The 13,837-nt window shown below is 74.1% G+C and carries 12 protein-coding genes; 4 read left to right on the forward strand and 8 right to left on the reverse strand.

All coding sequences use genetic code 11. The features are described 5' to 3' along the window. Nucleotides 1–74: 74 nt before the first annotated feature. Nucleotides 75–1,175, forward strand: coding sequence for an XdhC family protein (locus DN051_RS05905; protein WP_053757058.1), 1,101 nt, complete (start codon nt 75–77; stop codon nt 1,173–1,175). A 40-nt stretch (nt 1,176–1,215) separates the two neighbouring features. On the opposite strand, the gene DN051_RS05910 is transcribed toward DN051_RS05905, so the two are convergent. Next, nucleotides 1,216–1,716 carry a metallophosphoesterase family protein gene (locus tag DN051_RS05910; protein WP_112438158.1) on the reverse strand — a complete coding sequence of 167 codons (501 nt, stop codon included), beginning with the start codon at nt 1,714–1,716 and terminating at the stop codon, nt 1,216–1,218. Nucleotides 1,717–1,838: 122 nt separating this feature from the next. On the opposite strand from DN051_RS05910, the gene DN051_RS05915 reads away from it, so the two are divergent. Beyond that, on the forward strand, nt 1,839–3,779 hold the full coding sequence (locus DN051_RS05915) for a glycosyltransferase family 2 protein (protein ID WP_112438159.1): 1,941 nt from the start codon (nt 1,839–1,841) through the stop codon (nt 3,777–3,779). Between the two features lie 4 nt (nt 3,780–3,783). Beyond that, nucleotides 3,784–4,392, forward strand: a complete 609-nt coding sequence (gene rfbC, locus DN051_RS05920) for a dTDP-4-dehydrorhamnose 3,5-epimerase (protein ID WP_112438160.1) — start codon at nt 3,784–3,786, stop codon at nt 4,390–4,392. On the opposite strand, the gene DN051_RS05925 is transcribed toward rfbC, so the two are convergent. From DN051_RS05925 to DN051_RS05955, 7 genes are all read right to left on the reverse strand, one after another. Continuing rightward, nucleotides 4,376–5,179 carry a class I SAM-dependent methyltransferase gene (locus tag DN051_RS05925; RefSeq protein WP_053757062.1) on the reverse strand — a complete coding sequence of 268 codons (804 nt, stop codon included), beginning with the start codon at nt 5,177–5,179 and terminating at the stop codon, nt 4,376–4,378. The two genes, rfbC and DN051_RS05925, sit on opposite strands and share 17 nt — an antisense overlap. Then, on the reverse strand, nt 5,166–6,065 hold the full coding sequence (gene rfbD / locus DN051_RS05930; RefSeq protein WP_053757063.1) for a dTDP-4-dehydrorhamnose reductase: 900 nt from the start codon (nt 6,063–6,065) through the stop codon (nt 5,166–5,168). Before rfbD ends, DN051_RS05925 begins: the two co-directional genes overlap by 14 nt. After that, nucleotides 6,062–7,042 (reverse strand): dTDP-glucose 4,6-dehydratase, encoded by a 981-nt coding sequence (rfbB, locus tag DN051_RS05935; protein WP_053757064.1) that lies wholly within the window; start codon nt 7,040–7,042, stop codon nt 6,062–6,064. Before rfbB ends, rfbD begins: the two co-directional genes overlap by 4 nt. Continuing rightward, on the reverse strand, nt 7,039–8,106 hold the full coding sequence (locus DN051_RS05940) for a glucose-1-phosphate thymidylyltransferase (protein WP_053757141.1): 1,068 nt from the start codon (nt 8,104–8,106) through the stop codon (nt 7,039–7,041). Before DN051_RS05940 ends, rfbB begins: the two co-directional genes overlap by 4 nt. A 242-nt stretch (nt 8,107–8,348) precedes the next feature. Next, nucleotides 8,349–8,531 (reverse strand): hypothetical protein, encoded by a 183-nt coding sequence (locus tag DN051_RS05945; RefSeq protein WP_053757142.1) that lies wholly within the window; start codon nt 8,529–8,531, stop codon nt 8,349–8,351. Between the two features lie 132 nt (nt 8,532–8,663). Then, nucleotides 8,664–8,981, reverse strand: a complete 318-nt coding sequence (locus DN051_RS05950) for a DUF6479 family protein (protein WP_199314895.1) — start codon at nt 8,979–8,981, stop codon at nt 8,664–8,666. A gap of 101 nt (nt 8,982–9,082) precedes the next feature. Beyond that, the gene (locus DN051_RS05955; RefSeq protein ID WP_112438161.1) at nt 9,083–11,569 is read right to left on the reverse strand and encodes a SpoIIE family protein phosphatase; all 2,487 of its coding nucleotides are present in this window, start codon (nt 11,567–11,569) and stop codon (nt 9,083–9,085) included. Nucleotides 11,570–11,679: 110 nt separating this feature from the next. On the opposite strand from DN051_RS05955, the gene DN051_RS05960 reads away from it, so the two are divergent. Beyond that, the gene (locus tag DN051_RS05960) at nt 11,680–13,833 is read left to right on the forward strand and encodes a SpoIIE family protein phosphatase (protein WP_112438162.1); all 2,154 of its coding nucleotides are present in this window, start codon (nt 11,680–11,682) and stop codon (nt 13,831–13,833) included. Nucleotides 13,834–13,837 lie beyond the last annotated feature (4 nt).

The raw sequence follows: 13,837 nt of genomic DNA on the forward strand, positions 1-13,837 counted from the left end.
CGTGGACGCTTTCGTCAAGGGACGCGGCAGCGCCGGACGACGGGGGTGCGCGGCCACGGTGAGAGGAGCCGAACGTGCGTGACATCCTTCCGGCACTGAACGGCTGGTACACCCGACGGACACCGTTCGGGCTGGCCACGGTGGTGGCGGTGAGCCGCAGCACGCCCCGGGACCCGGGCGCCGCCATGGCCGTGGGGCCGGACGACGAGGTCGTCGGGAGCGTGTCCGGGGGCTGTGTCGAGGGCGCGGTGTTCGAGCTCGCCCGGGAGGTGGTCGCGACCGGTGAGGCTCGGCTGGAGACATTCGGGTACAGCGACGACGACGCGTTCGCGGTCGGTCTGACCTGCGGCGGTGAGATCACCCTGCTGGTGCGGCCGGTCACGCCCGAACGGGATCCCTCGTTCGGCGAGGTGGCGGAGTCGGTCGCGGCGGGCCGGCCGGTGACCGTGGCCACGGTGATCGACGGGCCGGCGCCGCGCGGGGCGGCCCTCGCCGTCTGGCCCGACCGGGTCTCCGGCACCCTGGGCACGCCCGGTCTGGACGTGGCAGTGACGGCCGACGCGCGCGGTGAACTCGCTCTGGGCGCCACGGGTGTGCGCCACTACGGGGCGCACGGGGAGCGGCGCGAGGACGACGTCGCGGTGTTCCTGCACTCGTTCGCGCCACCGCCGCGGATGCTGGTGTTCGGCGCGATCGACTACGCGGCGGCGGTCGCCCGTATCGGTGACTTCCTCGGCTACCGGGTCACCGTGTGCGACGCGCGTCCGGTGTTCGCCACCGCCAAGCGCTTCCCGCCGGGCGTGGAGGTGGTCGTGGACTGGCCGCACCGCTATCTGCGCGGCACCGACACCGACGAGCGCACGGTGGTCTGCGTGCTCACGCACGACCCGAAGTTCGACGTGCCGCTCCTGGAGGTGGCGCTGCGCCGGCCCGCCGCCTACATCGGGGCGATGGGCAGCCGCCGCACACACGACGAGCGGGCCAAACGCCTGGCCGAGGCGGGGGTCGGCGACGCGGAGACGGCGCGGCTGCGCTCGCCGGTCGGTCTCGACCTCGGGGCCCGTACGCCGGAGGAGGTGGCCGTGTCCGTCGCGGCCGAGATCGTCGCGCTGCGCTGGGGCGGCAGCGGGGCTCCGCTGACGGCGACGGCGGGGGCGATCCACCCGCCGTCGTGAACCGCCGCGGGCGCCCGGCGCCGCCCGCGGCGCGCCCGCCTCAGCGCGGCGGCAGCCGGTGCAGCGTCACGTCGGCCAGGGCGCCGTCGGCGACGACCGCGGTGAGGTACGTACAGTCCGGCTGACGGCGGCGGTCGGTCGGGGAGCCCGGGTTGAGCAGCCGCAGACCGGTGGGGGCCGTGGTGTCCCACGGGATGTGGGAGTGCCCGAAGACAAGGACGTCAGCGTCGGGGAAGCGGGCGGCGCAGCGCGCCTCCCGGCCCTGGGCGGGGCCGGTCTCGTGGACGACGGCGAAGCGCAGGCCGTCGAGTACGGCGTACGCCACCTCGGGCAGCCGGGCGCGCAGCTCGGCGCCGTCGTTGTTGCCGTACACGGCGACGAGCCGTCGGCAGCGGCTCTCCAGCAGGTCGAGGGTGGCGGTGTCGACCCAGTCCCCGGCGTGGAACACCACGTCGGCGTGCGGGAGTTCCGCGAGCAGCTGCTCCGGCAGCGCCTTGGCGCGCTTCGGCAGATGGGTGTCGAACATCAGGAGCAGGCGCACGCACTCAGCGTAGAGCGGCGCTCACGCGCGGGGGCGCCGGCGGCCCCGCGCGGGTTAGCATCTGGCAACGCGCACCAAACCCTTCCGTAAACGGCAAGCGACCCCGAGGGGGCCCGGAGCCCATGCCGGTCAAGGTCAGCGTCGTCGTCCCCGTCTACAACCCGGGGCGTTACATCGAGGACTGCGTGGCGTCGCTGCTGCGGCAGTCGCTGCCGCCCGACGAGTACGAAGTGATCTTCGTGGACGACGGGTCGACCGACGGCACGCCCGCCCTGCTGGACGCGCTCGCCGCCGAACACTCCCGGGTGCACGTCGTCCACCAGGCGAACTCCGGCTGGTCGGGCAAGCCCCGCAACGTCGGAATCGCCGCCGCCCGCGGCGAGTACGTGATGTTCGTGGACAACGACGACTACCTGGGCGACGAGGCCCTGGAGCGGATGTACGACTACGGGGTGGCCAACGGCGCCGACGTCGTGGTCGGCAAGATGGCGGGCCGCGGACGCGGGGTCCCGGTGGAGCTGTTCCGGGTCGACCGCCCGCGCGCCGGCGTCGACGACGCCCCGCTCATCGACAGCCTCACCCCGCACAAGATGGTCCGCCGCGCGTTCCTGGACCGCACCGGACTGCGGTTCCCCGAGGGCCGGCGGCGGCTGGAGGACCACGTCTTCGTCACCGAGGCGTATCTGCGCGCGGACAACGTCTCCGTGCTCGCCGACTACGTCTGCTACTACCACGTCCGCCGCGACGACTCCTCCAACGCCGGCTTCCAGCGCTTCGACCCGGTCGGGTACTTCAAGAACCTGCGGGAGGCACTGGACGTCGTCGAGCGGTACACCGAGCCGGGTCCGCTGCGCGACCGGCTGTTCCGGCGGTGGCTGCGGGTCGAGATGGTGGAGCGGCTGCGCGGGCGGCGGCTGCTGTCACTGCCGGAGGACTTCCGCCGCGACCTGTTCGAGCAGATCCACCAGGTGGTGGTGGAACGCTTCGGCCCGGGTGTCGCGGCCGGACTCCCGGCGGCGCAGCGCGTCGTGGCCGTGCTGGCCGCCGCGGGCCGCCTCGACGACGTGATGGCCCTCGCCGAATGGGAGGCGTCGGTCGGGCTCGTCGCCCGTACCGAGCGGGTGGAGTGGCGGGACGGCGCGCTGCACGTCGGGCTCAGCGCCGAGTTCACGCTGCGCGGCGAGCCGATGACCTTCGCGAAGGGAGGCGCCCGGCCCTCCTTCGACGCGCCGCCGCGCGATGCGGCCGAGGCGGTGGCATGGCTGGACGCCGACAGCGTGGCGCGCTTCGGGACGGCCGCCCTGGACCTGGTGCTGCGCGACCGGGCCAGTTCGGCCTCGTACTTCCAGCCGGTGCGGACGACCCACGAGACCGTCCCGGCCGGTGACGGCGACCGGGTCCGACTGGTGCTGCGCGCGACGGCGACCGCGGACCCCCGCACGGCGGCCGGCGGCATGCGGCTGGACGGCGGGCTCTGGGACGCGTTCGTGCGGGTCAGGCTGGGCGGCTGGACCAAGGAGTGCCGCCTGGGCCGCGGCAGCGCGGCGGCCCTGCCGCACGCCGGCGTCGTGGCCGGCCGGGTGGTCCTGCCCTACTGGACCGAACCGCACGCCAACCTCTCCCTGGACGTCGACCGGGCCCGCGACCGGCTGGGCCTCGGCCGGTCGGGGCGGCGCGAGGCCGGTGTCTCCGGCGGCGCGCTGCGTGCGGCACTGCCGCTGTACGTCCCGGACACCACCGAGGTGCGCCTGCGGCTGACCGGCCCGGCGAACAGGCTGGACGTGCCGGCCACGCTCGCCCCGGGCGGGCGCCTGGAGGCCGCGCTGCCGGTCGCCGAACTGGCCGGCGCGACCTGGCGGACCGCTCTGGGCCCGGCCCCCCACACCCCCGGCGAGCCCCGTTTCCTGCCGCTGCCGCTCACCCTGCGAGGCAGGGCGGGCGGCGTCCGGCTGGTGCGCACCGCGCGCCCGGGGCTTCCGGGACGGCTGGCCCGCAGGGCGCGGCGCGTGCTGCGGGCGGCACTGAGACGGGCGGCGGACCGGGTGCGGACGGCGAGGAGGTGACGGGGTGCGCCCACTGGACATCGACGGCGCCTGGGTGCTGGAGCCCAAGGTCTTCCCGGACGACCGGGGCAGTTTCCACGAGTGGTACCGCGGCGCGGAGTTCCGCGAGGCGACCGGCCAAGACCTCGACCTCGCGCAGGCCAACTGCTCCGTATCACGGCGGGGCGTGCTGCGCGGGGTGCACTTCGCCCAAGTGCCGCCGGGGCAGGCGAAGTACATCACCTGCGTGCGCGGTGCCGTCCTCGACGTGGTGGTCGACCTGCGGGTCGGCTCCCCCGCGTTCGGCAAGTGGGAGGCGGTACGGCTCGACGACGGCGCGCATCACGCGCTGTTCCTCGCCGAAGGGCTCGGGCACGCGTTCATGGCGCTGACCGACGACGCCACGGTGGTGTACCTGTGCTCGACACCGTACGCACCGGAGCGCGAGCACGCGGTGCATCCGCTCGACCCTGAGCTGGGCATCGACTGGCCGGCGGACGTGCCGCCGGTGCTGTCGCCGAAGGACGCGCAGGCCCCGTCGCTGGCGGAGGTGCGCCGGGCGGGGCTGCTGCCCTCGTACGAGGAGTGTGTGGCGCACCGGGAGCGGCTGCGCGGGCTCAGCGGCCCACGGTGACCTCCTCCGCCGCGCGCCGCAGCGCGGGCCAGCCGCGGCCGCGCGGCACACCGAGGTTGCGGGCGCGGGCGAGCGGCCGCCAGAAGCCGGCGCCGAGCAGGTCCTCGGGGCGGACGGCGTTCGCCCGCTCCAGGATCGTCTCGGGCACCTTCTGCGGGTCGGGCACGTCGTACTCCGCGACGATCTCCTCGTACTTGTCGCGCAGCACCGTGCTCGTGGGGTCGGCGCCGAGGACGACGAGCTGCCCGGTCGGCCGGGTGTCGACGAGGATCGTCAGCAGGTCGGGGCGGTACCGGGCGAGGATCTCCGACAGCTTGTAGACGTCGCCGGTCCAGGCGGTGGTGTGGCGGTCCCGGGCGGCCTCGTCGACGCTGCGCGGCAGCATGTCGTCGAAGACGATCACGCCGGCCCAGTCGGAGTGCCGCTCGATGTTGATGAAGTCGCGCAGCGCGTACTCGAACAGGTGCATGCCGTCGATGAAGGACAGGTCGAGGGTGGTGCGGCGCCAGTGGCCGATCGGGCTGCGGCCGCGGGCGAGGTTGCGCAGCGGGTGCCGGCCGCCCTTGAGGTGGGCGAGGGGGTTGTCGCGGGCGAAGAAGTCGTCGCTGGTGGCCCGGACCAGGTGGACGTCGCAGCGGATCTCGGTGACGACCTTGAACGCGGGGTCGACCGCGATGCTGGGAACCCGGGACAGTCGCAGGCTGCGGCCGTCGTTGACGCCGATCTCCAGGTAGTTGCGGTTCGCGGTGACCTTGTGCAGTTCCCTGAGGAACTCATGGCGTTTCACGACGGGGCTCCTTTTCGGACTGCTTGCGGATGATCAGGGGCAGTGCCTCGTGCAGGGCGGCGCGCCAGTCGCGCGGCGGCGGCAGACCGGCCTCCCGCCAGCGGCCGTGTCCGAGCGCGCTGTAGGCGGGCCGGGGCGCGGGGCGGGTGAACGCCGCGCTGGTGGTGGGCCGTACCCGGGCCCGGTCGGCGCCGACCGCGCCGAACACCTCGCGGGCCAGGTCGCACCAGGTGGCCTCGCCGGAGTTGGTGGCGTGGAAGACGCCGTGCAGGCCGGGGCCGATCCGGGGGCCGAGGTCGGCGATCCGGCCGGCGACGTCCCCGCTCCAGGTGGGCTGTCCGCGCTGGTCGTCGACGACGTCGACAGTGTCGCGGCGGGCCTCCAGATCGAGCATGGTCCCTACGAAGTTGCGGCCGTGCACCCCGTACAACCAGGCGGTGCGGACGATCGCGCTCGCCTCCGGGAGCCCGGCGAGAACGGCCCGCTCACCGGCGAGCTTGGTGCGGCCGTAGGCGGTGCGCGGCGCGGGTGGCAGGTCCTCCGGGTAGGGCGTGGTGCGGGCGTGGCCGGAGAAGACGTAGTCGGTGGAGACGTGCACCAGGCGCGCGGCGTGGGCGGCACACGCGCGGGCGAGCAGCCGCGGCCCCTCGGCGTTGACCGTGCGCGCCCGTTCCTCGTCGGTCTCGGCGTCGTCGACGGCGGTGTACGCGGCGCAGTTGACGACGAGGCCGGGGCGGTGCTCGGCGAACGCCGCCGTGACCTCGTCGGCCCGGGTGACGTCCAGCCGGGCCCGGTCCAGTGCCACCACGTCGGCGCCGCGCCGGCGGAGGGTGTCGACGACGTCGTGGCCGAGCATTCCGCCCGCGCCGGTCACCAGCCACCTCATACGGGCCCGCCCTCGCCGCGCCGCTTGAGCGGTTCCCACCAGGCGCGGTTGTCCCGGTACCAGGCGACCGTCGCGTCCAGTCCGGTGGTGAAGTCGTGGCGCGGGCGGTAGCCGAGTTCGGTGCGGGCCTTGGACCAGTCGACGGAGTAGCGCAGGTCGTGGCCCTTGCGGTCCTCGACGTGCTCGACCCGTTCCCAGGTCGCCCCGCACGCCTGGAGCAGCAGCGCGGTGAGCTCCTTGTTGCTGAGTTCGGTGCCGCCGCCGATGTTGTAGACCTCACCGGGCCGGCCGCCGGTGCGCACCAGCTCGATGCCGTGGCAGTGGTCCTCGACGTGCAGCCAGTCGCGCACGTTGCGGCCCTCGCCGTACAGCGGGACGGTCAGGCCGTCGAGGAGGTTGGTGACGAACAGCGGGACGACCTTCTCCGGGAACTGGCGGGGGCCGTAGTTGTTGGAGCAGCGGGTGACGCGCACGTCGAGGCCGTGGGTGCGGTGGTAGGCGAGGGCGAGCAGGTCGGAGGAGGCCTTGGAGGCGGAGTAGGGGGAACTGGGCCGCAGCGGGTGCTCCTCGGGCCAGGAGCCGGTCTCGATGGAGCCGTAGACCTCGTCGGTGGAGACGTGCACGAACGGTCCGACGCCGTGCCGCAGGGCCGCGTCCAGCAGGGTCTGGGTGCCGAGCACGTTGGTGCGCACGAACTCGGCCGCGCCGTCGATGGACCGGTCGACATGGGACTCCGCCGCGAGGTGCACGACCTGGTCGGCACGGGCCATCAGCCGGTCGACCACGGCGGCGTCGCAGATGTCGCCGTGCACGAACTCCAGTCGTGGGTGACCGTGCGGCAGGTTGTCCCGGGAGCCGGCGTAGGTGAGCTTGTCCAGCACGGTGATGTGGGGCGGGTCGGCGGTGTCCGGGCGCAGCAGCGCACGGACGTACGCGGAACCGATGAACCCGGCGGCGCCGGTGACGAGGAGGTTCATGTATGGATCTGCACCTTGCTGTGGTCGCCGAGGACGAGCCGGTGGGCGCTGGGCACGCTGGGCGCCGTCGTCACCCGGACGTGCCGGCCGATCAGTGAGTGCTCGATGCGGCCGACTCCCTCGATGGAGGAGTCCCGCAGCAGGATGGAGAACTCCACTTCGCTGTCCACGATGCGGCAGTTCTCGGCGATGGAGGTGAACGGTCCGACGTAGGAGTCGCGGACCTCGGTGCCGGATCCGATGACGACGGGGCCGACGACGCGGGAGTTGACGACGCGTGCGCCCTCCTCCACCACGACCCGTCCGACGGTCTCCGAACCGGCGTCGACCTCGCCGTCGATGCGGCGTTCGACGCCCTCCAGGACCGTCCGGTTCACCTCCAGCATGTCGGCGACGTTCCCGGTGTCCTTCCAGTAGCCGCCGATGACCGTGGAGCGCACCTCGGCTTCGGCGTCGATCAGGTGCTGGATGGCGTGGGTGATCTCCAACTCGCCCCGCCAGGAGGGCCGGACGGCCCGCACCGCCTCGTGGATCACCGGTGTGAAGAGGTACACCCCGACGAGTGCCAGGTCGCTCTTGGGCCGCTCCGGCTTCTCCTCCAGGCCGATCACCTGCCCGGACGGGCCGAGTTCGGCGACGCCGAAGGCGCGGGGGTCGGAGACATGGGTCAGCAGGATCTGCGCGGCGGGACGGGTGCGGCGGAACTCCTCGACCAGGTCGGTGATGCCGCCGACGATGAAGTTGTCCCCGAGGTACATCACGAAGTCGTCCTCCCCCAGGTAGTCGCGCGCGATCAGCACCGCGTGGGCGAGACCGAGCGGGCGCTCCTGGGGGATGTACGTGATGTCCAGGCCGAACTTCGAACCGTCGCCGACCGCTTCCCTGATCTCCTCGGCGGTGTCCCCGACGACGACTCCGACGTCCGTGATCCCGGCCGCGGCGATGGATTCCAGGCCGTAGAAGAGGACGGCCTTGTTGGCGACCGGCACGAGCTGTTTGGCCGAGGTGTGCGTGATCGGCCTCAGTCGTGTCCCGGCGCCACCGGACAGCACGAGTGCCTTCATCTGCTTCACCATAGCCGCGATGGCCCGGTTCTGAGCCGCACGTGTCCTGCCCGGCCGTTGCCGGAGTCCGGCGGCAGGGTTACGGCCGGGTGGCGGCCCGGGCTCGAGGTGCCCGCGTCAGGCACACGCGCAGCGGAGCCCGGCGAGCGCCCCGGACGCGTCGCGCGGCCCTCGCCCGGTCCTGTTCCGGTCCTCTTTCGGTTCTCGTCCCGTCCTGGTCCCTCAGTCCTCGCAGCGCGCTGTCAGTCCTCGCCCCGCACTATGTTCCATTCCTGCCCGATGTGGGGTGCCCGGGGGCAGTCGGGCCCCTCGACGGCCGGCAGGCAGGTGCGCGGGGTCGTCTTGCCGCGCAGGCGGCGGGCCCTGGACCAGCCGGTCTCCGGGCGGCGGACGACGGGTTTGTCACCGGTGGACGTGGGCGTGATCACGACGCGTCCTCTTCTTCCATCTGCGTGGTTTATGCCAGTTTGGCGGACAATGGCCCCCCTTCCCAGGGGCGGACACGGGCAAACGCCGGTCCGCGTCCTGAGACGCGGACCGCTGCCGGACGGACCCTCTCAGCCGCCGTTCCAGCGCGGGCGGCGCTGGTCGTCGCCGCGCACACCGCCGGTGGGCCGCAGCCCGTGCGGGGTGAGCCGTTCGCCCGGCGCCACCTCGCGGGGTTCGCGCCGCTCCCGGGTCTCACCGACCGGGCCGGACGCGGGCGGCCTCGGCTGCTCGCCGGGCAGCGGACGACGGGGCTCGCGCCGACGCGCCCCGCTCCCCAGCTGAACCGCCAGGATCAGAGCCCCGACGATGACCAGGCCTCCCACCAGGATCGCGATCACACCGAACGCGGAACTGACTGCGGCTGCTTCATGCACGGTGGAGTTCATCGCCCTCGGGTACCCCGACTCCGCGCGCACGTGCATCGGCACTTCGCGAACCTCGCGCCGTCGGCCCGGCCGCCGTCCGGCCGCGCGGCCCGGCCGGGGCGTCAGCCGTCGAGCGCGATCTCGCTCCAGACCTGTTTGCCGCCGCTGACCGGCACGGTGCCCCACGACGCCGACATCGCGTCCACCAGCAGCAGGCCTCGTCCGCCCGTGGCCTCCCAGCCGATGCTGGTCGGTCTGACGGGGGTGCGCGGCGAGCCGTCCGTCACGGCGACCCGCACCCGGCCGTTGAACAGCGTGAGGTCGAGGCGGACCTGGCCGTCGGTGTGCACCAGCGCGTTGGTGACGAGTTCGGAGACGACCAGCAGGACGGCGTCCGCGGCCTCGGTCGCGTCCCAGGCACGCAGCGTCCGCCGGGTGAAGCGGCGGGCGTGCCGGACGGCCTCCGGGAGCCGCCACACGGACCAGCTCTCACGCCGCGGCCGTACGGCCATGCCGTCGTACCGCATGAGCAGCAGCGCCACGTCGTCGCCGCGGTGCGCGCTGCCGAGCAGGGCGTCCGCGACCAGGCCCAGGTGCGTGGGGTCGGCGGCGCCCAGCTCGGCGGCGAACCGGGCCAGGCCCTCGTCGATGTCCGAGTCGGCGGACTCGACCAGACCGTCCGTGGTCAGCGCGACCAGCGTGCCCGGAGGCAGCCGCAGCGGGCTCATCGGGAAGTCGGCCTGCGCCGCCACGCCCAGCGGCGGACCGCCCTCGGCCTCGGCGATCACGGTGCTGCCGTCGGGATGACGCAGCACGGGCGGCACGTGCCCGGCGCGCACGCACCACGCGAAGCCCTCCTCCATGTCGACGTCGACATAGACGCAGGTCGCGAAGAGGTCGGTCTCCAGACCGGCGAGGAGGCGGTTGGCGTGCGAGACGACCACGTCCGGCGGGTGGCCCTCCAGGGCGTAGGCCCGCAGCGCCGTGCGCATCTGGCCCATCAAAGTGGCGGCGGCCGCGCTGTGGCCCTGGACGTCGCCGATGACCAGGGCGACGTGGTTGTCCGGCAGCGGGATGACGTCGTACCAGTCGCCGCCGACCTCCAGACCGGCGGTGGCGGGCAGGTAACGGGCGACGGCGACCGCGCCGGGCAGCTCGGGCAGGCGGCGCGGCAGCAGCTGGCGCTGCAGCATGCCCACCAGCTCGTGCTCGGCGTCGAAGGCCTGGGCGCGCATCAGGGCCTGCCCGGCCAGGCCCGCGGCGGCGGTGAGCAGCGCGCGTTCGTCGGCGCCGAAGTCGTGCGGGGTGTCCCAGCCGATCAGACAGGCGCCGGCCATACGGTTGCCGGCGGGCAGCGGCAGGACGGCCAGCCCGCCGGGGCCGACCTCCGCGAGCGCGGGTTCCAGGGCCGTGCCCGCGGGCCAGATCTGCGCGCGGCCCTCCCGCAGGGCGGCGGCGAGCGTGGGCATGGCGCGCACGGGCGCGTCCGGCCATTCGGTGCGCCACTCCAGTCGCCACAGCTCGGGCCAGGCCTCCGGCTCGGGCGGGTCGAGGACGGTGACGATCAGCCGCTCGTGCTCCAGCTCGGCCAGCGCGATCCGGTCGGCCCGCAGCGGTCTGCGCAGGGCGGCGACCACGGCCTGGCTGACGTCGCGGACGGTGCCCGCGGTGGCCAGGGCGGCGGCCAGCCGCTGGATGCGGGCCACATCGGTGACCTCGGAACGCAGTTTGGCGGCGTCCGACACGGTGCCGACGAGCCGGGCCGGCCTCCCCTCTTTGCCGGGCACCAGCCGGCCGCGCAGTCGCAGCCAGGCCGGCGGACCGCTGGGCTGGAGGACCCGGAACTCCAGCTCGCGGTCGCCGATGGACATGTGGTCGGCCTCCACCACGGACATCAGCGACGGCAGGTCCTCGGGGACGGTGAGGCCCAGCAGCGTCTCGACCCTGCCGTCGAACTCGTCCCGGGTCAGGCCGAACAGGTCCAGGATGTCGCCGCCGACCTCGACCCGTCCGCTGTCCATGGCCAGGCTGAAGGCCCCCGGCTGGAGCTCGCCGGCCTCGGCGGGTTCGGCCGCCTCGGGGACCGCCACCGCGTCGGCGATCAGCTCGAGGCATTTGCGGTCCTCGGTGTCGAACCCGGCGGGCCGCTCGCTCACGGCGAGCAGGCAGCCCGCGTCCGCCCCGCGGCGCACGGGCAGCGCGGCCAGGAAGAAGTCCCGGGAGGTGCTGCGCCGGGCCTCCGCGCGGCCGGCCAGCTCCCCGGGGCCGAGCCACACCGGCCGCCCGGTCCGGCGGGCCTCGGCCACCGGGGACCGCCCGGCCACGGGGTAGCCGTCGCGCAGCCCGTACACGGCCCTCGGCACACCGGCCGAATCGGCCAGGCACAGCAGGTCGGCGTCGTCGCCGGGCGTGTAGAGAGCGGCCAGGCTCGCCCGGGCGAAGACCAGCGCGAGTTCCAGGACACGCCGTCCCTGCTCGGCGGAGTCATGATCGGCCATGACCGCGTTCAGGGCGTCCTCGGCACGCAGCACTCTCGCTCTGCGTCCCGCGCCGCCCTCACTGACCACGTCCGTATTACAGCGCTTGCGCGGCCTCCGCGCAGCCCCCATGACCCGAGCGCGATCGAAACCGCCCCGGTGCGAGTGCCGCTCGCCGTGCGCCGTGCGCCCGCACGAGGGAGATTTGAGCGCAGGAACCCGTCCCGCGACGCCGGGAGGAGATGGTCGCCGTGTCCGACGTCCGCACGCCCGGACCGGGGCCGGCGGCCCCCGCGGATCCCGCGGGTCCTCCCCTGCTGTCCCTGGCGCTGGCCACGATGATGGACGGCGTCGACGCGCACGCCGGCGCGGTGTACCTGCTCGCCGACGAGGCGCCGGTGCTGGAGATGGCGGTCATGGCGGGACTGCCGCGGACGTTCGCCGCGCCCTGGGAGCGGGTGGCGCTCAGCGCGCAGCTCCCGGTCGCCGAGGCGGTGCGCGAGCGCCGGCTGGTCCTGGTGGACGGCGAGCAGGAGATGGCGTGCCGCTATCCGCGCGTCGCGGTCGTCCTGCCGTACCCCTTCGCCCTGGCCGCGCTGCCGGTGGCCACCGGCTCCACCGTGTACGGGGCGGTGTTCCTGACCTGGCCCGGCTCCGGGGCGCACGAGCTGACCGACCGGGAGCGGGAGCATCTGGCGGCGGCCTGCGAACGGCTCGCGGGACAGCTGGCCCGGGCCGCCGCCGAAGGCAGACGGGTCCTGCCCGAACCCGGACCGCTCCCGGGGCCGCTCGCCGACGGCGCGGCTCCCGCGTCCGGCCCGGACGAGGCTGCCCGGATGGTGTCGCGGCTCCCGTACGGGCTGTGCTCCCTGGACCTGCACGGGCGGTTCGCCTACGCCAACACGGCGGCCGCCGAGCTGATCGGGGTCCCGGTGAGCCGGATGCTCGGCACCCAGCTGTGGGCCGTGGTGCCCTGGCTCAACGACCCGGTGTACGAGGACCGTTACCGGGCAGCGCTGATCAGCCGGCGTGTCACCTCGTTCGTGGCGCTGCGACCGCCCGGTGAGTGGCTGTCGTTCCGTCTGTATCCGAGCCCGACCGGGCTCAGCGTCCGGATCAGCAGGGCGCGGGCCGTGTCGGAGATGCGCCGTGCGGCGGCGCGGGACGAGAGCGCCCCGGCCCGTCTGGTGACCATCTCGCAGGTGCTGAGTCTCGCGGGCGCGCTGACCCAGGCGGTGGGCGTGCGGGACGTGGTGCGGCTGGTCGCCGAGGAGATCGCCCCGTCGGTGGGCAGCCGGGCGCTGGTGGTGCTCGGTTCCCGGGCGGGCCGGCTGCACGTGCTGGGGCACAGCGGGTACGTCGATCCGCACATCGTGGAGCGGTTCGACGGGATGCCGCTGACGGAGCCGACGCCGGGTGCGCACGCCCTCAACAGCGGGGTGCCCGCGTTCTTCGAGTCCCGCGAGGAGCTGGAGCGGCTCTACCCGATCCGGCACGCGACCCCGGACGGGTTCGCGGCCTGGGCGTACCTTCCGCTGATCGCCTCCGGACGGCCGGTGGGCACCGTGGTGCTGGCCTACGACGAGCGGCGCAGTTTCCCGGCGGACGAGCGTGCGGTGCTGACGAGCCTCGGCGGGCTGATCGCCCTGGCGCTGGAGCGGGCCCTGCTCTACGACGCCAAGCACCAGCTGGCGCACGGGCTTCAGGCCGCCCTGCTGCCGCCGTCACTGCCCCGGCTGGACGGGATCGACACGGCCGCACGGTATCTGCCGTCCACCCGGGGCATGGACATCGGCGGCGACTTCTACAACGTCGTGCCGGTCGGGGCGCAGGCGGCGGCGGTGATCGGGGACGTGCAGGGGCACAACGTGACCGCCGCCGGGCTGATGGGGCAGATCCGTACCGGTGTCCGCGCGTACACGGCGGTCGGCCAGTCACCGCAGGAGGTGATGTGCAGCACCAACCGGCTGCTCATCGACCTCGGGGCCGACCTGTTCGCCAGCTGTCTGTATCTGAGGCTCGATCCGGGGCGGGGGCGGGCGGTGATGGCCCGTGCCGGGCATCCGCCTCCGCTGCTGCGGCGGCCGGACGGCCGGGTGCGGGTGCTCGACCTCGCGGGCGGACCGCTGCTGGGGATCCAGGACTCGGCGACGTATCCGACGACCGAGGTGGATCTGTCGCCCGGCTCGGTGCTCGTCCTGTACACCGACGGGCTGGTCGAGTCCCCCGGTGTGGACATCGAGGAGTCGCTCGCCGACCTCGGGCAGCGGCTCGGCAGGGCCGGGGACCTGCCGCTGGACGAGCTGGCCGACGTGCTCATGGGGCAGGAGGCGGGCGCGCAGGAGCGGATCGACGACGTGGCTCTGCTGCTCCTGCGGGCGCGCGGGGATCGCTGAGGAC

Origin of the sequence: Streptomyces cadmiisoli (assembly GCF_003261055.1) — a bacterium.
GTDB classification, from domain to species: domain Bacteria; phylum Actinomycetota; class Actinomycetes; order Streptomycetales; family Streptomycetaceae; genus Streptomyces; species Streptomyces cadmiisoli.